Raw genomic sequence first — 22,716 nt, forward strand, 5'->3', positions numbered from 1 at the left:
TTTCAACTCAGTGTTGGGGCAGGGCGTGCGACTCAATGAACTTCGCTTTGGAACAAGATTGCCGTTTATTCTCGCTAAAGTGCTGAATCTGATTCCAATCGACTGATCTTTGGAACTAGATCGCCCATTAAGCACGGGGGTTCCGGAGATTTGGGCGGTGCCAATACACAAAATTGCATCACTCATACGATGCATCGAGCAAGGTGTAGGGCTATAACCTTATCATAGAACAACTATGGTTAAGATTTTAGGGGAAATCGGATGAACTTAACATTTTACAGGCCGCACAAAAACACTAGTTTTAGATATCCGGAAAGCTGTAAATGATTGAAGTGATGGAATTTATTTATAGGAAAAGGGGCTATGCCCAAGGTCTCTTCTAAGACCTTGGGCATAGCCCCTCCTTTTTGTCGTTATGATGAGCGGACACGCTTTCTTCGCTGTTCAGGCATGTCAGACATGTCATTTACAGAAGCGACTTCCGATACTTTCTTCTTCGGCATTTCCCAATAATCTTCGTTCCCTGGTAAGTCATCAAACCAAGCTGCGTTGTCAGGGCAATCTAACACCATAAACTTCCCATAATTTCCGTCACGAGATTGGTGATATTTAAGATAGGCTTTGCCGTCTTCAATCGCTAGAATTTCTATTTTACCAGATGTATGGCTCATGGATAAACGGATGCGCTTTCCGAGACCGCTCGTTCGTGCTTTTGCCTCTTCCACCGCTTCATACGCTTCTTTTAACGTGAGCACAAAATCGTTGTTTCCAGCAACTGGCCGGTTAATAAAGAAATAGTACGGGGTGACACCCGCCCATGAAAGTTTGTCCAACAACTCGGCAAGGTCGTCAGGATTGTCATTTATACCTTTAAGTACTGGAGTTTGGTTCACAACAATTACACCCGCATCATGAAGCGCTTGGAACCTTTTCTAGCTTCCTCAGTAATCTCGCGGGGGTGGTTCACGTGGGCCATAACGTAAATGCGGTTTTCTGGCGTTGAATACTCTCGGAACAGTGCGAGTAGTTCTTCATCTTCATATATTCTCATCGGGTTGAATACTGGCAATTTCGAACCAATCCGGATGATCTTCACGTGTGGAATTGCTCGAAGCTCCTCAATGATATACCGAAGCTTTTTCGTTGCAAGAATCATTGGGTCTCCACCTGTGAGCAACACGTTGTTAATTTCAGGGTGATTGCGAATGTATTCAAGGCCAGGATCAACATCGTTCATCGCTTCTTTGACATCATTTCTAAATAAGCGCTTTCTAAAACAGTACCGACAATACGCCCCACACACTTCAGAGCAAATGAGGAGTGCAGTCGTTTCGTATTTATGCTGACATCCCGGGACAACGTAATTTGTATCCTCATCAGAGGCGTCCCAGCGTCCGTACTCAGAAAGTTCTTGTTCATTAGGGATGACAAGGTTTTTGATTGGGTCATTTGGGTCTTGCCAATCAATTAAACCGAGATAGTAATCATTAACACGGAAAACAAACTTGTCTGTAATCTTTTTAAGTTTTTCTCGTTCTGCTTCGGGAATCTCTGCAATTTTATCAATATTCGTAATATATTTCGGCTGTGCATAAACATCCCCCAATTCTAGTAGTGAAATACAGTGAAATTAGTATAACAAGAGTCATTCTAAAGGTCAAAAAAGAATAAAAAAAATTCAAAATAATAAAAAGTGAAAGTAGAATTTCATGATGAAGATGTCTATAGTGACAACGAATGTGAAGGGGAATTTATTGACCTAAATAGTGACTACAAACCACGTTGATGGACAATCGCTTACCTTTTGAATCATCGCAAACCTTTTGCATACTTCCTTATTTTTGAAATGAATATTTCATAAATCATAAACATATGAAATTATGGGTTCACATTTTTGCGGTTATCGCTTAAAATGAAATAAATCATTCATTTTATTTTGTTTATGAAATTATTTTGTTATGGGGGACGATCATGGGTATTGCAAATGAACGATTGTCGTATGAAGCACAAACACAAAAGTCTAAACAGCATATGGAAAGAGCGAAACGAGTCATGCCAGGAGGAATGACGGCAAACATTAAACACTATGCTCCGTATCCGATTACGATTCAACGTGCGAACGGTTGCCGCCTGTATGACCTTGACGGGCATGAATATATCGATTTTCTGATGGGATACGGTGCGTTAATGCTCGGTCACGGTCACCCACAAGTTAAGAAAGCAATAGAAAACCAACTTCTACAGGACGGCACGTGGCTGTTTGGCACCCCCCACGATAAGGAGGCCGCTTTTGCTGAGCGACTACAGCATTACTTCCCCTCCGTTGAACGCGTCCGCTATACGAATTCTGGAACAGAAGCCAACCTCCTCGCATTACGCCTAGCGATGGCGTACACGAACAAATATAAGGTGGCCAAGTTTGAAGGTCATTACCACGGAGCAATTGATTCCTTGCTCGTCAGTGTAAGTCCTACGGAAAGTGAAGCAGGTGCGCACACATCGCCTCTTTCTGTAGCGGATTCTGGGGGCATGAATCACGAGCGGCTCGTCGATACGATAGTTCTCCCTTTCAATGATCCCGTTAGTTGCGAACAGATTTTGACTGAACATAAAGATGAGTTAGGTGCGGTTATTATTGAGCCGATTGAAGGCGGCATCATCGAGCCTCATCACGAATTTATAAAGAAACTGCGAGAAGTAACGAATCGACTCGGCATCGTCCTCATTTTTGATGAAGTAAAAACAGCCTTTCGTTCAAGTATGGGTGGTGCGCAAGCAGTTTACGGGATCACACCAGACATCACAACGATGGGGAAAGTAATTGGCGGTGGGTTTCCGTTTGGCGTCGTAGGTGGAAAGGCAGAGATTATGGAATTGTCCTCTCCTCTTTCAGGGTTCGACTTTTTTGCCGACCAACATGCCGATCGCTCGTCAAAGGCGCTCTTTCATAGCGGTACGTACAATGGTCATCCAATGATTTTAGCAGCTGGCTTGGCGACGCTTGACGTCCTTGATGAACAATATAACAGTCTCCTAAAGCGTACTGAAACATTCAAACAAGCGCTCTGCCAACTGTTTGCGTCTTACAACATTCCAGCCCAAACAGTTGGCAGAGGTGCAATGTTTAGTGTATTATTTACTGATGTAGAAGACATAGCCAATTATCGAAGCTTAAAACATTTAAATACAGCATTTAGAAATGACTTGGATCGCGCGTTGTTCTCCGAAGGGTCTATGTAAAACCAGGCAATCGTTACAGCATGTCAGTCGTTCACGATGACGATGCACTGCAACAAGCACTGGAAGCTTATGAAAGAGTTCTTCCAACGATCATGGATCGCTAGGGGAGGGGGCGCTTTGCAAAAAGAAGGGGAGAGCGTATTGGCCGATGTATATGAACAAATGATCAGCAAACAAAATCAAATGAGTAAATCACAGTTAAAGATCGCCAACTACCTAATTGATCACCAAGAAACAGCGCCCTTTCTGACAGCATCTAAATTAGCAAAGAATGCAGAAGTGGGTGAAGCGACAGTCGTGCGTTTCGCCTTTTTTTTTAGAATACAAAGGGTACCCTGACTTACAGCGGCATATGCAAGAGGCGCTTCAACGTAAATGGACATCAGCAGAAGTGTTTGCTTCAACGACCGAGCACGGAGACGAGCCTGTGGACACGTTACGTGAAGTGTTAGCCGATGACATTAACAATTTGAGTACGACGTTACAACAAATTGATGTGAAGGAATTTGAAGCGGTCATTGAAGACATTATTCAAGCAAAACGGATCTATATCATTGCCTACCGAAGTGCAATGAGTGTCGGTTTATTTTTGGAATTTTATTTGGATCTCGTCTTGCAGAACACAGAGATGATTCGCTCCGCTGACGGCGTGCCAGAACACTTAATTGATATCCAAAAAGATGACCTTGTCATTGCATTTGGGTTTAACCGTTATACGAAGCGTACGGTCGAAGTATTGAAATATGTAAAGCAAAAGGATGCAAAAACGGTCGTCATTACCGACCACATGCTATCTCCTCTAGTTCCTATGGGGATCGTAAATTACTTGCAGCTACAGAAATTAACTCCTTTATTGACTCATTTTCGGCACCTCAAAGCATCGTCAGTGCCTGATAACAGCAGTAACGAGATCTGAACATGAAAAAGTAGAACGACGACTAGAGAGTTTAGAAGAATTGTGGGACGCGTTTGATGTGTTTCATAAATAAAAATAACCAATCGGACATCCATCCGACTGGTTATTTTTATGCAGTAGCAGTGTCTGCTTGACCTGGGGTTTGATTGTTTTTCTTTCTAAGATACTGAATCAAACCGATGATCGCAATGATGCCAATACCCCCGAGCGAGATCCAAATATCGTTCGGATACACAGCCATAATTCCACCGGTTACAAGAGCAAATCGCTCTAGAATCTTTGTCCGATCAATAAAGAAATTCATGATCGCTGCACTGATGGCAACCATACCGATAATGGCAGTAATTAACGGCGGCAACAACGTGGCGAATGTCCAATCTTGGAGCAATAATACCGGGTTCATGACAAAGACATACGGAATGATAAAGGCTGCAATTGCTAACTTAAAGGCAGTCACACCGGTTCGCATCGGGTTCCCCCTGGCGATACCGCCCCGGCATAGGCGGCTAAACAAACCGGAGGCGTGATGTCTGCAACAATTCCGAAATAGAACACAAACATGTGTGCCGCAATCGGCTCAACATCAAACAAGAGAATTGCAGGAGCAGCAACTGTCGCTGTAACGACGTAGTTCGCCGTCGTCGGTAGACCCATCCCGAGAATAATACAAGCAATCATCGTCAAGAAAAGAACGAGGAAGAAGTTGCCGCTAGCAAGTACAAGAATACCGCGAGCAAGAACGCCCCCAAGCCCTGTGAAAACAACAATCCCAACGATAATCCCTGCAGTCGCACATGCGGCAATAACGGGCACGGCAGTGCGAGCTGCTTTTTCCATAATATCAAGGGTCCCGAGCAGTGTCGGGCGTGTTTCTTTTCGTAACAAGCTAATGACAAACGCAGCAAGAATACCCCAAAGTGCAGCATATGTAGGGGTGTAACCAATGAGCATCAAGCCGATAATGGTAACTAACGGCAAAATCATATCCATTCGAGTGATAAAGGAACGAACAGTCGGCAGTTCCGAAACCGGTAACCCAACGATCCCTTGTTTCTTCGCTTCAAAGTGAACGCCTAAGAATACGCCAAGAAAATAGAGAAGTGCTGGAATGAGCGCGTAAATAATGAGCTCGCTGTAAGGAATGCCAACGTACCCAGCCATAATAAAGGCAGCTGCCCCATAATCGGTGGCATAATTTGACCACCGGTTGATGCAGAGGCTTCGGCAGCACCAGCAAACTCAGGTCTGAAACCGGCTCGCTTCATCATTGGAATCGTAAAAGATCCAGACCCAACTGTGTTGGCGACTGAACTACCCGTCACCATTCCTTGCATACCGCTCGCAACAACAGCGGCTTTTGCAGTCCCTCCTGTATATCTCCCTGTTAGACGAAAAGCAATATCATTAAAGAACTGACCGATATTCGTTCTAACAAGTAAAACCCCAAACAAAAGGAACAAGTAGATAAACGTGGAAGATACTTGAATCGGTGTTCCAAAAATAGACTCGGTCGTAAAGAAGAGTCGTGTGGCCATTGCTCCCACGTAAACCCAGGGTGAGAGAATACTCCGAGCCAACTCGCAGAACCGTACACACCGTAAAGCATGGCAAGCACTGCTATGATGACGATCGGCATTCCTACGGCCCGGCGTGTCGCTTCGAGCAATAAGAGAATGGCAGCGAGTGCAACAATTTGGTCATGAGTGGAAAAGCCAAATAGCACTGCTGACGTTAAGTAATCATAATTCCAAACAATATAAAAACAGCAATATAAAGACGCTAGTGCAAGTATTGCGTCATAAAACGGAACGCCAATCTTTTTACTTGCTTTACGGTTAATCGGATAAAGAATATAAATGAGTGCGAGTCCACTACCGAGGTGAACCGCACCTTGCATTAAAGAACCAAATGTTCCTCTTAGACCGGTGTATAAGTGAAATGAAGTGAGTGATATCCCGATGATGGCGGCAATCCATATCCACTTTCCGAGGTTTTGACGCACATTCGATTCGCGGTCGTATTTTTGGATAAGCTCTTGTTTCTGCTTTTCATCAATTACATCGCCTTGAACTTGATCTGTTGACATATTATGGACACCACCTTCGTGTGCATATGCATTAAGTATAAAGAGAGACCGAGCAAAGACTTGCTCGGCCCTAAATCATAAGATTAGTTTAACAACCCTGCTTCTTCAAAGTATCTCTCAGCACCTGGGTGCATTGGTAAACCTTCGCTACCTAACAACAAGTTATCTTCATCTTCCATATGCTCACCTTGGCTGTGGGTGATTGAAGATGCGTTCTCGTAAAGTGCTCGAGTCACTTCGTAGCCAGTGTCTTCGTCTAGGTTCGACATCGAACCGATTAGAACGGCATAAGCTGCAATGGCATTAACGTCTTCATCTTGGAACTCATACGTTCCAGCTGGAATGACAATTCGCTCATAAGCACTGTCTTGTTCAATCGCATCAAGTGCTTCGTCACTAATCGAAAGAAGGTCTACATCAATTTGACTGGCTAGTTCTTCAATATTCTCAGCCGGTAGTCCTAATAAACCGAATGTTGCATCAATATTGCCGTCTTGGAGCATATCCGCACCGTCACCGAAGCCTTCTTCTAACGCTTCGTAGTCACCTTCTTCAAGACCATAAGCCTCTAGAATTAGAAGGGAAGCAGCTTGAGAAGCAGAGTTGGGTGGGCCAATGTTAACGGTCATGCCTTCCAAGTCAGCGATCGTCTCAATGCCGCTATCCGCAGCTACAGCGATTTGATTCGTCTCAGGATAAATATACCCCATATAGCCGAAATCCTCTTGCGGACCAGGCTCTTCGAAATCACCAACACCGTCAATGGCGTCAAGTGCTGGAATGTGTACACTCATACCAAGATCTAATTCGCCTTGCTCAATTCGTGCAATGTTCTCTAACGATGCACCAGTGGTTACAGAGTTGACTGTGATGCCTTCAGCATTGTCAGAGATGACGTTTGCCATTTCTGCACCAAGCGCATAATACGTTCCACCAGTTGAACCGGTCCCGATTTGTAGAGCTGTTCCATCTCCAGTTGCTTCCTCTGTATCGTCAGTATCATCGGTGTCATCATCTGTTTCTGAATCATCGGTTTCAGCGCCACCGTCAAGATCACCTTCATCTACTGAATCTGGATCGATGTCACTGTCGCAAGCTGCCGCAAAAGCAAGTGCAGATACGAAAACACCTGAAACCAAAATACGCTTCGATTTCTTCATGTTAAGATCCCCCTATTTATGATTGTATGTTTGTATATCCTTATCTATTTAATCAAAAAATGCGACTATTGTCAAAGTTTTAGAAATATAATAAGTCGGACTCAGACTTAGCAAATGTTTGTGAAGCTAGTCGGTTTTCCGTATAATGGTAGAACAAGTGAGCCACGATACTTATATAGCAAATGGAGTGATGGCCGGGATGCCTACAGGTAAGTATTTTCGCATTGGTTATGCAGTTGCTCTAATTCTCTTGATCATTTATTTAAGTACTCTCGTTGATTTTATTTTTACACCGTTGGTCATTCTCGTCCAAACCATTTTTGCACCGATTGCGCTGTCGGGTGTGCTGTTCTATTTATTCCGACCGGTCGTGAAGTTGCTGGCAAAAAAATGCCGAAGGTGCTCGCCATTGCGATTATTTACTTAGCGTTTATTGGTCTGTTGACCCTCGCAGTCATTTTAGTTGGTCCAGAAATTCAACGGCAGTTCAATAGCTTAGTTGATATGCTGCCACGGTTTATTAATCAGGCCCAAAACTTTTACAATGACTTTATGCAAAGTGATTTGATGCAGAGATTTTACGAGAACAATTCGTTTAATTTGGAAGAGATCATTCAAAATGTAGGGAATTACTTGACGAATGAGCTCTCTGATATTGGTAGTAATGTGGTAGGTTTTATAGGTGCCATCACCAACGCCGTCATTGTCATAGGTCTCGTTCCCTTTATTTTGTTTTACATGTTAAAAGAGGGAGAGAAAGCACCACAATTTTTGCTTCGTTTTCTTCCATCTAAACAGAGAACGGAAGGAAAGCGTGTGCTTTCTGATATGGACGGTGCGCTTGCGAATTTTATTCAAGGACAGATCATCGTAAGCTTTTGTGTTGGGGTGCTCGTGTATATCGCCTATGTCATTATTGGGGTAGAGTATTCGCTCATCTTGGCCATTATTGCGATGCTTACGAATTTAATACCGTTTATTGGTCCATGGATTGGAACGGCTCCAGGTGTTATTGTTGCTTTGTTTGACGGCTGGTTCACGGCACTGCTCGTCGTAGGTGCAGTCGTTTTGATTCAACAGTTTGAAAGTTTATTTATATCCCCACAAGTGATGGGAAGAAAGCTTGCGTTACATCCAATTACCGTTATCTTCATTCTCTTAATTGCAGCCAATTTCGCGGGATTAATTGGGATGTTACTCGCGGTTCCGACGTACGCTGTGCTTAAAGTAATTGTGAGCCATACGTATCGTTTAGTGCGTCTTCGTTACAAAGAAGCACATGATGACTAATATAAGGAGTTGAGTAATTTGAGGACAGAAGAAGAAGGCATCCCTCAATGGGACGTTGAAGAAATGGAAAAAGCAGTAAAAGATGAAGAAACCGTTATTGTTGATATTCGTGAACCTGATGAGTATGAGGAAGGGCACATTCCTGGTGTGCCGCTTTTGCCAATGTCGGAAGTACCTGAGCGTATTGAAGAAATGGACAAGGAAAAAACGCACGTATTCATCTGTCGAAGCGGTCGACGTAGCCAAAATGTCGCGAAATTTGCGAGGGAAAATGGTTTTGAACGTGTCGTCAACTTCTCTGGGGGTATGCTCACTTGGGATGGCGAGTTAAAGACAGGAGAAGAAAAGCGAATTAAGGAAACAAAAGAGTTATATCGCACATGATTGTAGAGGCGCATCGCATTTCGCACAAGTGGAATGCGATGTTTTTCTTTTTGTTCTAACACGAAAAAACTTCTAAATAATGGATGTTGAATGTTGGAAAATGTCGTATAATATATAGGCAAAACAAAGCTATAGATAGGAAGGATATTGATGGAGACGAACATTCTAGTCGTAGAAGACGACCAAGAGATTGCCTTTATTATACGCGACCACCTGCAAGCCAAAGGGCACTATGTGACGGTTGCTTCAACGGGTAAGGAAGGTTTACAAGACTTTGAACAAGGGGACTATCACTTGGCGATTATTGACCTTATGATCCCAGAGCTGAGCGGGTTTGACCTTTGTCAACGCATTCGTCTTAAAAGCGATATCCCACTCCTTATTCTTAGTGCGAAAGCAGAAGATGATGATAAAGTTCGCGGCTTACATTTAGGTGCCGACGATTACATAACAAAGCCTTTTTCATTACATGAATTATCCGCTCGCGTACAAGCGCAATTGCGTAGACACCGACAATGGCGCAAACAAAAGTCTCCAGCGTATATTCGTTTCGGAACGCGCTATAAGCTGTACCCTGAGGAAAATGAGTTAACTAAAGATGGTGCGGTTGTGTCTTTAACGCCGAAAGAATTCGAGATTCTGTATCTGTTTTTGCAATTTCCAAACAAAATGTTTACGAAAAAAGAAATTTACAAGCTCGTCTGGCACGAAGAGTGTGAGGATGAACAAACGGTGACCGTTCATATGAAAGGTCTTCGGGATAAATTGAACGAAGATAAAAAAAATCCGAAATATATTGAGACGGTTTGGGGAAGTGGCTATCGCTTCGTTGGAGACGTCCAGAATGAAAATTAGGACATGGCTCTTCTTGTCCTTTTTCGTCGTCATGGTCTTGCCTGCTGTCGTTATTTATGCGATTTATAGCATTCTTACGGCTTGGAATGAACAGCAAAGCCTCAATGAATATTTGGAACTCGTTTCACAGTATCAGGATGTGCGAGACTATTTGACAGATCCGGAATTGTACACGTTTGATTACCGTGCTCATGAGGGGATTGAAGAAGATGTTGAAGGGGTTGCTGACATCACGCTGTATCGAGAGGATGGTTATATTGTCCATCAAACGAACCCTGTGCGCGCGGGTACACAACGAGAAGCGATGCCTTCGATCTATGAAGCTTATACGACGCAGAGATGACGTATTCACACTTTCATATGAAAGAGCCGGTGTTTGTTAATGATGAGATTGTTGGGTTTTTTGAGGTGAGTATCCCAAGAACGGAGCGTCTTGCTTACGTTCAATCTCGGTCAACGCTCGTATTTGGGGCGAGTGTCGTTGTTGTCTTATTCATGAGTGCGCTCATTTGGTTCGTGTTGAATCGTAGAATAAACAAGCCAATTCAAGCGCTTAGAGTGGATATGGATCGCTTTGCCAAACATGTGGACAGCTCCGAAAGCATTTTATACAAGAAAAGAGATGAAATTGGAGAGCTCATTCAGCATTTTGAACAAATGAAGCAAGAGACGTATGAAGCGCGTAAACGGGTGCAGCAAGAGCAAAAAGAGAAAGAAACGATGACTGCAGCACTTTCTCACGACTTAAGGACGCCACTCACATCGGTTTTAGCCTACACGGAATCACTTCAAGAGCGGGAACTAGAGCCTAAGACGAAAGAGAAGTATTTGGCTACGATTCGAAAGAAGTCCCTTCATATGCAACAGCTGATTGAAGACTTGCATACGTTTAACTTGCTCAAAAGCGATACAGTAAAGGAACGCAAAGTTACGATAGACGGTGATGAGTTTTTTGAGATGCTCACCGACGGTTACGATGAACTTTGTGCGAGCAAACAAATCACACTAAACAAACAAGTGAATATGAGCGGATCATACGACGTACATGTGAATCATATGATGCGCCTCGTCGACAATTTAGTTTCTAATGCGATTCGCCATACCCCGATAGGAGGAGAGATCCATCTGCTTTTTCAAGATGCCGGTCAACTACCGGAGTGGCTTTTCACGCAAGTTGACATCGATTTTCAACATTTTGGTGTGCTCATTGTTCAAAATGAAGGAGAAACCATCGACATGGTAGAAGCGAATCGGATTTTTGAGCCATTCTATCAGAGCGATTCGAGTCGTACGAAAGAACAAGGTCAACATTCAGGACTTGGCTCAGTGTCGCAAGTATGATTACGAAGCAACACGGTGGCGAGATCAAGTTCATTCCTGTAGATGGGTACGGGACGATGCTCGTTTCCACATTCGAAAAAAAGGAGGAATCCCTATGAAAAAACAACTCGTGTATAGCGTGGCACTTTTGCATCATTTTTATTGGCCAGTTGTGCAGTTACACCCCCACAAGAGATATTGTCCAACGTAACAGACAGTAGCAAAACACCGACTTCTTACTATTTAGAAACAGAAATCACATTTACGATGGATGAGTTCGAGGAAACGATTCTTCTCAAAGAGTGGCGTAATGAAGAAGCATATCGAATGGATATACATGAAAGTCTAGGTGTGAGTAAAACGGTTGAAAGTGCCGACGAGAGCATTACGTATATGGAAGAAGAAGAGTTAGTTCTTATTTCCGAAAACCAAGGATCTCCTCCAGCTGAGGTCAATTACTTGAATGATGTTTACGATTTAGAGGACATTGAACAGCTTGATTTTCGTGTCGCTGGAGAAGAAACGATTCTCGGTCGGGATACATACGAATTGCAAATGGATGGAGAAGAATCGTTTAGACTATGGGTGGATCAGTCGACGTGGGTGATTCTACGTTGGGAACGTGGTGGTTTGCAAACAGAAGCGCTCGTCTATGACGAAAACCCAGATTGGGATGAAGATCCGTTTAATCTGAAGTATCCAGATACCGCTGAAGTCATCTATACCGATGTAGCAGACCAGACGATATCAAAGGATGAAGTAGAAGCGATGTTTGGGCAACCTGTGCGCATCCATTCAGATCATGAAGCGATTGATTTACGAGAGATGTATCAATATTCTACAGAAGTGACACTAGAATATTTCCTTGATTTATCACCCTATATGATTTTAACGATTGCAGAAGAAGAGAATGAGTATCTTCACGAAAACGACCAAGTTAATTCATTTGAATCGTTTGTTCCAATTTCTGTTTGGGAAATTCCTGGAGGGTATGCACTATCTTGGGAGGAAGAAGGGCTATATTATAGTTTGTATCCAGAAGATCCTGCAGTAGAAGTTGAGGAACTTCAGCAGTTCGTCGAATCACTTAGTAATACAAAGTAAAGGGAACGAGCCGTCTTACGACGAGCTCGTTTTTTAATGGGTTGGTGAAGGGGCTCATGAAACGACTGGAAGGTGCTGTTTCCCCCTACAAAAAAATAGTTAAAAGACATAGGAGCAATGAGGATGCAAAAACAGAACAAGTCCATAGGATAAGGAGAACGAAGATATTGAATGATAGAGAGAAGGAGAATGGTATGAAAAAAGTGTGCATGGTTGTTGTCGAACATCCATTTCAAGATGCCCGAGTTTTTCGTAAAGAAGCAAAGAGTTTGCAAAAGAAAGGCTATCAAGTAACGATGATCGTCCCGCGGAAACAAGGGTATTTGTTTGGTGTGGATGGAACGCCTTATAAAAAGCATTACTTAAACAAAGTGTTCACGTATGAAGGAATCAAAATCGTCACTTATCATGCAGAAAGTTGCAAACATCATTTAAGTAAAGTATTAAAGGACGCTAGTGTTTGGGACCAGGCGTTTCAAAACCCCTTGACCCAACTCGCACTCAAAGAGAATGCAGACGTCTATCATGTTCATGAATATTTGTCACTGTTTGCAGGGGTAGGGATTAAGCGGAAAATGCTTGAACATAAAGGAAAAAAGGTTAAGCTCATTTACGATAGCCATGAGCTGACACCGGACCCGTTAAGTGAACGCTATCCTGAAGCGACAAAGAAGAACCTCTATGAAAAGCTACTGTTGATGTTGGATGAGGTCGACCAAATTATTACCGTATCGGATTCCATTAAGCAGTGGTATCAATCAAAGAAGCCGACTGTGCCTGTAGAAGTGATCTATAATTCTCCCCCGCTTACCGATTATACTCCTGCCAACACGAAGGTGACCGACCGATTAACGGTCTGCTTTGAAGGCAATTTAAGTAACCGAAAAGGCAATTGGGAAAAAATAAAGGCCATTTCTGAACTTTGTGCAAAAGAGATGCCCTTTCAATTTAAGATATTAGGAGGCACGCGATTTAATGAGCATCTTGAAATTCCTAGTCATCTTGTAGATGTGATTACCTTCACAGGTTGGGTTGATTATGCTCACATTCATGAGCACATGAAAGATGTTCACATCGGTTGGATTGACTCAGATGGACTCGATGCGTCACTGAATGAGCGATATGCCATGCCGAATAAATTCTTTAGCTATTTAACGAACGGGGTGCCTGTCGTTGTAAATGAAAGTGATGATCTTGCGGCTTTTCTTGAAAAGTACAGATGTGGGACCGTTATTCACAAAAAACAAGCATCTGCAGAAGATTACCGCGATGCCTTTCTTCAGCTGTATAACGATTCACAAATGCTTAATCAATTGAGTGAAAATGCGAGACGCATCATGGAAGTGTCTTTTTGTTGGGGAAGAATGGAAGACCGTTTATTGGCGGTTTATCGGTCACTTTTAAACGAGGAGGTTAAGTAGTATGCGTGTGCTACACATTCCGTATGGATATCCGATGATTGCTCTTTGCGATGCACTAAAACGAAAAGGTGTTGAAGCGGTATCTTGCCATTTTCAAGGTCACCCATTTCATTTTGAGCCGGATGTATGTTTGCAGTTGCAAAACACTCACAGGGACACACACCGTTCACGTATTGCGGACTATTTACGTGAGGCAATACAACAGTTTGATGTGTTCCATTTCCATTTTGGAGAGTCGTTTTTTCAGGACCGCAGTGATTTGGAGCTCATTCGAGCAGCTGGAAAGAAGATGGTCGTTCATCATCACGGGTCGGATATTCGCAAAGCTTCCTTAGCTCAAAGAAACAATCCTTATGTGAAAATAAAGCCAGAATGGACAGAAGAAAAAATCGAGAACAACACGAAGAAATTAGCTGAATATATCGACCACGCTTTCGTGCAAGATTACGAGTTAAAAGGCTATATTCAAAATACGTACCCCCATGTGCATGTCGTCCCTCATACATTGGACACGGATTTGCTATCGCCGAACTACCCTTCAGCCAAAAAACGTCCTCTTATTGTGCATGCTCCGACGAGTCGTGTGTTGAAAGGTACAGCGGTTGTGATGGAGACAATGGAGAAGCTCAAGCAAGCAGGCTTTGATTTTGACTTTCAACTGTTAGAAGGATCGACCCATGCAGACACAAAAAAACGTCTTGCTCAAGCAGACATTGTCATTGATCAATTGCTTATTGGTGCACCGGGTTATTTGTCGACAGAAGCGATGGCTCTTGGTAAACCGGTCATTTGTTTCATTCGATCGGATGTAAGAGACCACTACCCCGATGATTTTCCAATTGTGAACGCCAATCCTGACACGTTGGCTAAAGAGTTAGAGAAGCTTCTATTAGCTCCAGACAGCTGGAAAGAATTAGGGGTTGCGGGACGTGACTATGTAGTCCGCCATCACCATCCAGACGTTGTAGCAAATCGTTACATCCAAGTGTACGAATCACTCTAACAAAAAAGAAAGACTTGCCGATGACGGCAAGTCTCCCAACTTCAAGCGGCTAAACTCTTCGTCCGCCAATGAGGTTAAACAAAGCGACGACGAGGGCAACAACGAGAAGTATGTGGATGAGATTCCCACCAACCTCAAATCCAAACCCAAGAAGCCACAAGATGATAATGATGCCGACGAGTGTCCATAACATCGCGAATTCCTCCCTGTTTCTACTGGCTTCAATCCTTTTTCATGTATATGAGAAGCGGTTTGTCCTTTATGCGCTACCCGTGTTGGGTCCATGACTTCATATGTTGCACCATCTGCTCGGCGGCATTTCCTTCTCCATAGAGACTCGGGTGTTTCGCAGGCTTTTGCAAACGGGAGACCGCCTCGGATATTTTCGTTTGTGAGTCAGGGGTGACGAGTGTGTTCCATTTTGCTGTCACCGTCTCTTTCCATTCGGTTTCTTCTCGTAACGTCACACATGGTACTTTTAGCATAAAGGCTTCTTTTTGAAGACCACCTGAATCCGTTAATATTCCTTTAGCTGATGCAGCTGCTTGTAGGAGATCGAAATAGCTGAGAGGGTGAATAGCAATCATGTTTTTCCGTTGCTCACAAGAGCGCAGGCCGATGCTGTCGATTTTCTTTCTCGTTCGTGGATGTAGCGGAAAGAGTACAGGTGCATCAAGGGTTTCAAACGCATCCAAAATCGCCGCTAACCGCTTAGGGTCATCGGTATTTTCTGCACGGTGTACGGTTGCTAAATAATACTTGCCTGCGTTTAGCTTTTGGAGAGCGAGCACGTCGGACTTTGCCGCATCGTCCTTGTAATAAAGCACGGCGTCGTACATGATATCACCGGTCTGATAAACCCCATTGGTAATGCCTTCTTTTTTCAACAACCTCACCGCTTCATCTGTCGGGCAAAATAACAGCGTGGATAAATGGTCGGTAATGACACGATTGATTTCTTCTGGCATCTGCCGATTAAAACTGCGAAGTCCGGCTTCGACGTGGACAATTGGCACGTGATGTTTCGCGGCGGTCACCGCACCTGCCAGCGTAGAATTCGTATCTCCGTATACGAGCATCATGTCAGGTTTCTCTCGGTACATGAGTTTTTCAATTTCAATCATCATTCTTGCTGTTTGCGCACCGTGCATTCCTGAACCAATCGCAAGCTGGTACGTCGGTTTTTTAAAGCGAGCTGTTTAAAAAATACGTCCGACATTAGCGGATCATAATGTTGACCAGTGTGAACAACGATTTCTTGAAAGTCTTCATCTTGTTCCAATAAGCGCGATAACACACCGGACTTAATAAATTGAGCCTTGCCCCAACGACCGTCATAATTTTCACTACAATCGCCCTCCAATTTCTTTCCGTACCTCGATTCTCTGTAGAAAATATATGTCTATTTTAATGAAGCATTCCTTTAGTTTTTTCGTCCGTTGTATGGAATAAGCCTGCTCATCATATAGTCATGAGACTACGTTTTTGGAGAGGTGTATATGGAACTCAATGTAAAAGGAAAAAAAGTACTCGTAACCGGAGGCTCTCGCGGAATTGGTAAAGCGATTGCCGAAGCATTTATACACGAAGGGGCAACTGTCGGGGTGTCGGCAAGAAACGAGCGAGACTTAGTAACGGTTGCGAAGGATATCGGCGCATCTCATTATGTGTGCGACCTTTCGTCGTATGACGATCGGGAACGTTTAATCGAAACATTTATTCGTGAGCAAGGGACCATTGATATTCTCGTAAATAATGCAGGGGCGAGCATCGGTAGTACGGTCATGAATACGCCCGTGCAATCTTTTGAACAAGCGCTGCAAATCAACTATATCGCACCCCTTCATCTGTCAAAGCTCACAGCGAGCGAGATGGAAACGAACGGTGGTGGAGTGATTGTGAATGTGGCCTCAATTTACGGTAGAGAATCAGGAGGAAACCCGTCATATAATGCAGCCAAAGCAGCGTTGATTAGCTTTACAAAAGCGTTTAGTACCGAAGCAATCGCAAAAAACGTACGGGTTTGTGGCGTCGCTCCAGGCGCAGTGTATCACCCAAATGAGGAATGGACAAAACGGGTCACGAACGATCCAGACTTCCTTAAAAATTATGCGAAAGCGAAAATCCCGGCAGGAAGAATCGGTACGCCCCCTGACATTGCGAGTGTCGTACTATTTGCTGCATCTGAACAAGCCACTTGGATTGTCGGAAATACGATCCCTGTTGATGGGGGCCAATCTCGTTCAAATATTTGAAAGGAAGTGAAAGTATGAAAAGAGCACCACTAATCGGAAAAAATATTCTCATTGTCGGAGGAGCTGGATTTATCGGCAGTCATCTTGTTGATCGTCTACTAGATGACGCGGCACACGTTGTCATTATCGATAATCTTTTTATTGGACAACGAGCAAACATCGAACAGGCCATCAAACGAGGAGCAACGTTTGTCATCGATGACGCAGAAAACCAAGAAGCATTGGAGTACTTGATTGAAAAACACGAAATTAACATCGTATTCAACTGTGCAACGAAAGCATTAAACTACTCATTTATGAATCCTGCCAACGCGTATTTAACGAATGTTGTTGTCATTAAAAGTCTGCTAGAACTTCAACGAAAACAGGCTTTTGAGACGCTTTGTCATTTCTCTTCTTCTGAAGCCTATGGAACTGCGCAATATGAACCGATGGATGAACAACATCCGCTTCTTCCAACGACCACCTATGCTGCTGGAAAAGCAGCTGCAGACCTTATGATCCGATCGTATGTACAGATGTTTGATTTGGATGCGTTTATCGTCCGCCCGTTTAACAATTACGGGCCGAGACAAAATGCTGACGGCCCTCTCGCTGGTGTCATCCCGTTAACCATCCGAAAAATATTGCTGAATGAAGCGCCGGAAATTCACGGTTCGGGTAAACAAACGCGAGACTTTGTGTACGTGAAAGATACAGTTCAACTCGTCCTAAACGTATACGAAAAGATTGAAGCAGGAGAGACGGTGAACATTACTACTGACCAACAATTATCGATTGAAGAAGTCATTCAATCGATAGCGAAAGTCATGAATTACTCAGGCCAGATCGAAAAAAAGCCAGATCGAAAAGCAGACGTGAGGGACCACCGTGGTTCAAGAGCGAAGCTTAAAGCGATGATTGGAGATTATGAAAAGACCACCTTCCAAGATGGCATCAAGGCGTGCGCTGACTGGGTGAAGAAGCACACGTAATTTACCCATTTTTCAAGAAATATGTTCATCTCCCCTGACGAATGCACGTCCACAACCCCTTTGATTGCGTATGCTATTTAGAAAGGGGTTTTTGTTATGGCCGATAAAGCGAACATTCGCGTTTCAATACACGAGCAATGGGAAGCAGATGGATTGTTCATTGATGGCGAATACTATGTGCCTTATCAAATGATCGAACAAGCATTTAATACAGAAAAAACATTTTGGAGTCGAGAACGACTGCTTGACATCCGTCTAACGAACGGAAAAATACGAACGATTGCCCTTATGAAACGAGAGGGAACTATTTTCGATACGACTTAAGCCGAGTTGAAAATTGGGCAGTAACCTTTGATGCAGCGGGTATACCGACAACGAGTCACGGTAGTAAATCGGTGTACAATCCTTCAACAATCTCATTGTACGGACTACAAAATTACAGTTTGTATTTACTGAACAACGCCAAAGAATGCCGCGAAAAATTCTTACTCGTTGCCAACTGGCTCGTCGACTATCAAGATGAGCTTGGAGGGTGGGCGTATACATTTGACCATCCTTTTCTTCCTCATCGCGTCTCCACCCTTCGTGCCCCGTGGTATTCTGCAATCGGTTTAGGGATGGCATTGTCCGTGTTAAGCCGAGCAACACTTTTGACGGATGATCAAGGTTTTTAGACGCAGCCGTGCGCGTCGTTCCACTCTTTCAAAAAACCGTTGCTGAAGGCGGCGTGCGTGCTCAGTTTGAGGGAACGTATGACTTTTATGAAGAGTGCCCCACAACGCCATCAAGTTTTATTTTAAATGGGTTCATGTTCTCTTTAATTGGGCTTTATGATTTGCACACCGCTTCCAATCAAGAAGACGCTCATCACCTGTTCCAGTCAGGAATGCGTACACTCAAACGAATGTTACCACTTTATGATCTAGGAAACCGTACCGCTTACGATTTGACCCACTATACCGCCGCATCAGGAGGGCCAAACATTGCAAAGTGGGGATATCACATTACCCATATTCATCTACTAGAAGCACTAAACTCCATCCATCAAGACGATGAATTCGAAACCACACTTCACCGTTGGAAAGGGTACTTGCAAGGGAAGAGCGGGGGAGTGTAGGTTCATCAAGTGGCATTTACGTAACCGGCTTTCGCTACGCTGGTTACGTAAACATCATCATAATTTATCAAAAATTAAAATAAATTGTAGAATTTTAGGAGGTGTTATGCCAAAAAAACAGAACCATGTTAATAGGTCAAAAGAATTATCGGAGGATTCGATGTTCGTTGCTCATTATCGAGAAACAGATAAAAAAGATCAGTGCGTACGAGATCATTTAATGGAAACAAAGGGTTTAGCAGAAGCTCATGGGGCGAAGTTACACATGAAATACATGGCTGGTTTAGCCGGACTGCTTCATGATTTAGGGAAGTATAGTGATGACTTTCAACTTTATTTATATCAAGCGGTTTTTGAACCTGAGAAATCAATTTTGCAAAGAGGGGACGTTGATCATGCAACCGCAGGTGGAAAACTCCTTTATGAGAAATATTACCAAAAAGAAAGCTCATCTCACGAAAAGTTGCTTGTAGAAATTGTTGGAAATGCCATTATTTCTCATCATGGTAATCTTCATGATTACGTTACGCCTGAATATGAATCCCAATTTTTAAAACGCATTACAAAAGAAACGTTACCTCAGTACGAACAAGTTAAACAACGTTTCTATGAAGAAGTGATGAGCGAGATTGAGTTTGAGGCTTATGTGGTAAAAGCTGTAGAAGAACTTGAGCAACTTGGCGTATATGCGATTGACGGAAGCTTTTTTATTACGAAGTTTGTTTTTAGTTGCTTGGTCGATGCGGACCGCACGAATACAAGAGCTTTTGAACTAGGCATTTCTTCAACGATAACTACAGATGTAAATCCAGAGTTTAATCGCTATTACTATACGTTGATGCAATATCTTGAATCGCTCAAACATAAAGACAATGGGGATGAGCCCATTAATGTACTTAGAAGAGGAATGTCCGATCAGTGTGATGAGTACGCGAGGAAACCTTCTGGAATCTTTACACTATCCATTCCTACCGGTGGCGGGAAAACACTCGCAAGCCTTCGTTATGCGTTGAAACATGCTATGCAATTTAAAAAAGATCGAATCATTTACATCGTCCCTTACACGACGATTATTGAACAAAATGATCAGGAAGTTCGAGACCGTCTTGATGCGACAGACGATCTATTAGAATACCATTCAAACCTTATTGATGAATCCGTATGGGATGCAGGTGACCGTGGCGATGAATTTAAAGACGGGCACTTAACAAAAAAACAGAAGCTTAAACTCTCTGCCGAAGATTTCTCAGCGTCGATTATTTTTACGACCATGGTCCAGTTTTTAAATGTGTTCTATGCGAAAGGAAATCGAAATACGAGGCGATTACACAATTTTAGCAACTCAATTATTATTTTTGATGAAGTTCAAAGGGTCCCTTTACATTGCTTGTCATTATTTAATGAAGCAGTTAATTTTCTACATCAAAAAGCCAATTCTAGCATTTTACTTTGCACGGCGACCCAACCGACTTTGGGAGACATTGCATATAAACTGATGAAAAATGAAAATGATGAAATCATAAATAATTCACCAGCGATTGAAGAATCTTTTAAACGCGTTAATGTAGTGGATAAGACTAAACAGCAAATGAATAACGAATCACTCGTAGTGTGGATAAGGGAAAGCATTAAAGATTGGGGTAGTACTTTAATCATTCTTAATACTAAGCGCGTAGTTAAGGAATTATATGGAAAGTTAAAAAGTGAAAACATTCAAGTCTTTCATCTAAGTACATCAATGTGTCCAGCACATCGTAAAGATCAGTTAGAAGAAATAAAGAAAATGCTCGAATATAATACTCCGTTTGTATGTGTTACAACAGCTCTGATAGAAGCGGGCGTGGATGTAGATTTCAAGTGTGTTATTCGATCTCTTACAGGCTTAGACTCTATTGCTCAAGCAGCAGGTCGTTGTAATAGAAATGGAAATGATGATAGTAGAGATGTTTTTGTTATTGACCATTCGGAAGAAGAGTTAGACAAGTTAATCGATGTCAAAGTTGGTAAGGCGATTTCTAAACGAATGATAAGGTATTATATTAAGCGACCATCATGTTATCAGCATAATTTGTTTGGGGAAATAGCAATGAGAGAATTTTTTGAGAAATTTTATGAAGAAAGAAAAGGGGTTTTTAACTACACTATAAAAAAGTATGAATTAACAATGACGAGCATTACAATTAATACCGATTTAAATGGGTTTATTAATGAATATAATTTAAATAATATAGAGAGCTTTCCGTTAATCCAGAAAAGTAGCATGACTACAGCTGCTAAAAATTTTGAAGCAATTAATCAAAAAACAATTTCAATCATAGTTCCGTATGGAAATGAAAGTGCTGGTGGTAAAGGAATTATAGCTGATTTAGGAGGCGGTAAAAAAATTGATGAATTGGCAATTACATTAAAGCGATCGCAACAATACTCAATCAATGTTTCGGAATATGAATTAAAAATTTTGAAAAATGGAAATGCAATTATACCTCATCTTAACGAAGCATTCTTTGAATTACGTGAGAATTGGTACAGTGATGAGTATGGTCTTGACTTGAAAGGTGATGGGGAGTTGAGAGAATTAATGTACTAACCTCAACTACCCACAAAACAAAAACTTTAAAATTAGTCATATTAATTCTTATTTCAATCCACGTACCAATAAGGTACGAAATAATGATGTGACATTAATATGTTTTGCCATAAAAATTAAGAACTAAATGTATTTACAAGTTCAAGAATTAATATGATTAATTTAATGAAAGTAATCGGCACAAATATTCTATTTACACATTAGATGTATTGAGAACAACAAAATGGAGGTTGATTATTGAATCAAGGTATTAAGCATACTTTAGGCAAAATTACACTGGGATTGCTGATTAAAGTAGTGGGAGAGTCAATTTGGCGCTTTATCAAGTTTTAATCTAACCAACGCCTTTATTATTTAAAAGGCGTTGGAATAAGAGGTGAGTTATGAAAAATCAAATAGAATTTGAAGTTTACGGTGACTATGCGCTTTTTACTGATCCACTTACAAAAATTGGAGGGGAAAAGTTGTCCTATAGCGTTCCCACATATGAAGCACTCAAAGGGATATGCATGTCCATTTATTGGAAACCAACGATCATTTATTATATTGATGAAGTTCGAGTCATGAATGTAATTGAAATGGAGTCAAAAGGGATTCGCCCTGTTGATTACACAGGAGATAACGATTTGGTTAGCTACACATATTTGAAAGGGGTTCGGTATCAAGTAAAAGCACATTTTAAATTTAACTACAATCGACCTGAGTTAGAATATGATCGCAATGAGGGAAAACATTTTTAATATACTACAACGTTCATTAAAAGCTGGGGGAAGAAGAGATATTTTTCTAGGTACTCGCGAATGTCAAGGGTATGTTGAACCATGCAAGTTTGGAAGTGGGGCAGGCAGTTATGATAAAAGTGGCATTCACAAATTAGGGACTATGGTGCATGGTTTTAATTATCCCGATGAAACAGGTAGGAATCAATTAGAAGTCAGACTATGGCAAGTTGATATGATAAATGGTCGCATTAAATTTGATAAACCTCATGAATGTAAAAATAA

At 42.2% G+C, this 22,716-nt stretch carries 22 protein-coding genes and 3 pseudogenes; 19 read left to right on the top strand and 6 right to left on the bottom strand.

The window, feature by feature from the left end; translation table 11 throughout:
• Positions 1-413: 413 nt before the first annotated feature.
• Positions 414-1,606 (bottom strand): annotated as a pseudogene (locus JCM19037_RS20655) (KamA family radical SAM protein).
• A gap of 365 nt (positions 1,607-1,971) precedes the next feature.
• On the opposite strand from JCM19037_RS20655, the gene JCM19037_RS20660 reads away from it, so the two are divergent.
• From JCM19037_RS20660 to JCM19037_RS20665, 3 genes are all read left to right on the top strand, one after another.
• Entirely contained in the window at positions 1,972-3,240 is a 1,269-nt protein-coding gene (locus JCM19037_RS20660; protein ID WP_307189895.1) for an aspartate aminotransferase family protein, read from the top strand.
• A 117-nt stretch (positions 3,241-3,357) separates the two neighbouring features.
• Positions 3,358-3,579, top strand: coding sequence for a MurR/RpiR family transcriptional regulator (locus JCM19037_RS29675; protein WP_307189896.1), 222 nt, complete (start codon positions 3,358-3,360; stop codon positions 3,577-3,579).
• 13 nt (positions 3,580-3,592) lie between these two features.
• Positions 3,593-4,156, top strand: a complete 564-nt coding sequence (locus JCM19037_RS20665) for a MurR/RpiR family transcriptional regulator (protein ID WP_307189897.1) — start codon at positions 3,593-3,595, stop codon at positions 4,154-4,156.
• A gap of 109 nt (positions 4,157-4,265) precedes the next feature.
• On the opposite strand, the gene JCM19037_RS29680 is transcribed toward JCM19037_RS20665, so the two are convergent.
• From JCM19037_RS29680 to JCM19037_RS20675, 3 genes and pseudogenes are all read right to left on the bottom strand, one after another.
• Positions 4,266-4,625 carry a DUF3394 domain-containing protein gene (locus JCM19037_RS29680; protein WP_307189898.1) on the bottom strand — a complete coding sequence of 120 codons (360 nt, stop codon included), beginning with the start codon at positions 4,623-4,625 and terminating at the stop codon, positions 4,266-4,268.
• Positions 4,610-5,700, bottom strand: a pseudogene (locus JCM19037_RS30370) (TRAP transporter permease). The gene JCM19037_RS29680 and the pseudogene JCM19037_RS30370 overlap by 16 nt, the downstream one beginning before the upstream one ends.
• 625 nt (positions 5,701-6,325) lie before the next feature.
• The gene (locus JCM19037_RS20675) at positions 6,326-7,402 is read right to left on the bottom strand and encodes a TAXI family TRAP transporter solute-binding subunit (protein WP_042404292.1); all 1,077 of its coding nucleotides are present in this window, start codon (positions 7,400-7,402) and stop codon (positions 6,326-6,328) included.
• Between the two features lie 199 nt (positions 7,403-7,601).
• Here JCM19037_RS20675 and JCM19037_RS30375 point away from each other — a divergent pair, with 199 nt between their 5' ends.
• The 9 genes from JCM19037_RS30375 to JCM19037_RS20715 all read left to right on the top strand — a co-directional run bounded on the left by JCM19037_RS30375 (position 7,602) and on the right by JCM19037_RS20715 (position 14,779).
• Complete coding sequence (locus tag JCM19037_RS30375) at positions 7,602-7,829, top strand: hypothetical protein (protein ID WP_373901379.1); 228 nt, start codon at positions 7,602-7,604, stop codon at positions 7,827-7,829.
• Positions 7,793-8,692, top strand: a complete 900-nt coding sequence (locus JCM19037_RS20680) for an AI-2E family transporter (protein WP_373901381.1) — start codon at positions 7,793-7,795, stop codon at positions 8,690-8,692. Before JCM19037_RS30375 ends, JCM19037_RS20680 begins: the two co-directional genes overlap by 37 nt.
• 18 nt (positions 8,693-8,710) lie before the next feature.
• The gene (locus JCM19037_RS20685) at positions 8,711-9,076 is read left to right on the top strand and encodes a rhodanese-like domain-containing protein (RefSeq protein ID WP_152549169.1); all 366 of its coding nucleotides are present in this window, start codon (positions 8,711-8,713) and stop codon (positions 9,074-9,076) included.
• A gap of 150 nt (positions 9,077-9,226) precedes the next feature.
• Positions 9,227-9,931, top strand: coding sequence for a response regulator transcription factor (locus JCM19037_RS20690; protein WP_042404293.1), 705 nt, complete (start codon positions 9,227-9,229; stop codon positions 9,929-9,931).
• Positions 9,921-10,274, top strand: a complete 354-nt coding sequence (locus JCM19037_RS20695) for a hypothetical protein (RefSeq protein ID WP_042404294.1) — start codon at positions 9,921-9,923, stop codon at positions 10,272-10,274. The genes JCM19037_RS20690 and JCM19037_RS20695 overlap by 11 nt, the downstream gene beginning before the upstream one ends.
• Entirely contained in the window at positions 10,271-11,272 is a 1,002-nt protein-coding gene (locus JCM19037_RS20700; protein ID WP_042404296.1) for a cell wall metabolism sensor histidine kinase WalK, read from the top strand. The genes JCM19037_RS20695 and JCM19037_RS20700 overlap by 4 nt, the downstream gene beginning before the upstream one ends.
• 177 nt (positions 11,273-11,449) lie before the next feature.
• Entirely contained in the window at positions 11,450-12,355 is a 906-nt protein-coding gene (locus JCM19037_RS20705) for a hypothetical protein (protein WP_042404298.1), read from the top strand.
• 167 nt (positions 12,356-12,522) lie between these two features.
• Complete coding sequence (locus tag JCM19037_RS20710; RefSeq protein WP_238544843.1) at positions 12,523-13,776, top strand: glycosyltransferase; 1,254 nt, start codon at positions 12,523-12,525, stop codon at positions 13,774-13,776.
• Between the two features lies 1 nt (position 13,777).
• On the top strand, positions 13,778-14,779 hold the full coding sequence (locus JCM19037_RS20715) for a glycosyltransferase (RefSeq protein WP_042404300.1): 1,002 nt from the start codon (positions 13,778-13,780) through the stop codon (positions 14,777-14,779).
• A 49-nt stretch (positions 14,780-14,828) separates the two neighbouring features.
• Here the strand turns inward: JCM19037_RS20715 and JCM19037_RS25315 are convergent, their stop codons facing one another.
• Both JCM19037_RS25315 and wecB read right to left on the bottom strand, forming a co-directional pair.
• The gene (locus JCM19037_RS25315) at positions 14,829-14,972 is read right to left on the bottom strand and encodes a lmo0937 family membrane protein (RefSeq protein WP_152549170.1); all 144 of its coding nucleotides are present in this window, start codon (positions 14,970-14,972) and stop codon (positions 14,829-14,831) included.
• Positions 14,973-15,045: 73 nt separating this feature from the next.
• Positions 15,046-15,930, bottom strand: coding sequence for a non-hydrolyzing UDP-N-acetylglucosamine 2-epimerase (gene wecB / locus JCM19037_RS20720; RefSeq protein ID WP_307189901.1), 885 nt, complete (start codon positions 15,928-15,930; stop codon positions 15,046-15,048).
• Between the two features lie 348 nt (positions 15,931-16,278).
• Between wecB and JCM19037_RS20725 the strand changes: the two genes are divergently transcribed.
• The 7 genes and pseudogenes from JCM19037_RS20725 to cas5c form a co-directional block, all read left to right on the top strand.
• Positions 16,279-17,034 (top strand): SDR family NAD(P)-dependent oxidoreductase, encoded by a 756-nt coding sequence (locus JCM19037_RS20725; RefSeq protein WP_042404303.1) that lies wholly within the window; start codon positions 16,279-16,281, stop codon positions 17,032-17,034.
• 14 nt (positions 17,035-17,048) lie between these two features.
• A complete protein-coding gene (locus tag JCM19037_RS20730) occupies positions 17,049-18,008 on the top strand; it encodes a dTDP-glucose 4,6-dehydratase (protein ID WP_042404304.1) in 960 nt (319 codons plus the stop codon).
• 96 nt (positions 18,009-18,104) lie between these two features.
• The gene (locus JCM19037_RS20735) at positions 18,105-18,332 is read left to right on the top strand and encodes a hypothetical protein (protein ID WP_042404306.1); all 228 of its coding nucleotides are present in this window, start codon (positions 18,105-18,107) and stop codon (positions 18,330-18,332) included.
• Between the two features lie 71 nt (positions 18,333-18,403).
• Positions 18,404-18,682 carry a D-glucuronyl C5-epimerase family protein gene (locus JCM19037_RS20740; RefSeq protein WP_042404307.1) on the top strand — a complete coding sequence of 93 codons (279 nt, stop codon included), beginning with the start codon at positions 18,404-18,406 and terminating at the stop codon, positions 18,680-18,682.
• 8 nt (positions 18,683-18,690) lie between these two features.
• Entirely contained in the window at positions 18,691-19,125 is a 435-nt protein-coding gene (locus tag JCM19037_RS20745; RefSeq protein WP_042404309.1) for a D-glucuronyl C5-epimerase family protein, read from the top strand.
• 106 nt (positions 19,126-19,231) lie between these two features.
• Positions 19,232-21,712, top strand: a complete 2,481-nt coding sequence (gene cas3, locus JCM19037_RS20750; protein ID WP_238544844.1) for a CRISPR-associated helicase Cas3' — start codon at positions 19,232-19,234, stop codon at positions 21,710-21,712.
• A 383-nt stretch (positions 21,713-22,095) separates the two neighbouring features.
• A pseudogene (gene cas5c / locus JCM19037_RS20755) lies at positions 22,096-22,716 on the top strand (type I-C CRISPR-associated protein Cas5c); the annotation flags it as partial.

It is taken from the genome of Geomicrobium sp. JCM 19037, from assembly GCF_000698105.1.
Taxonomy (GTDB): domain Bacteria; phylum Bacillota; class Bacilli; order Bacillales; family Marinococcaceae; genus Geomicrobium_A.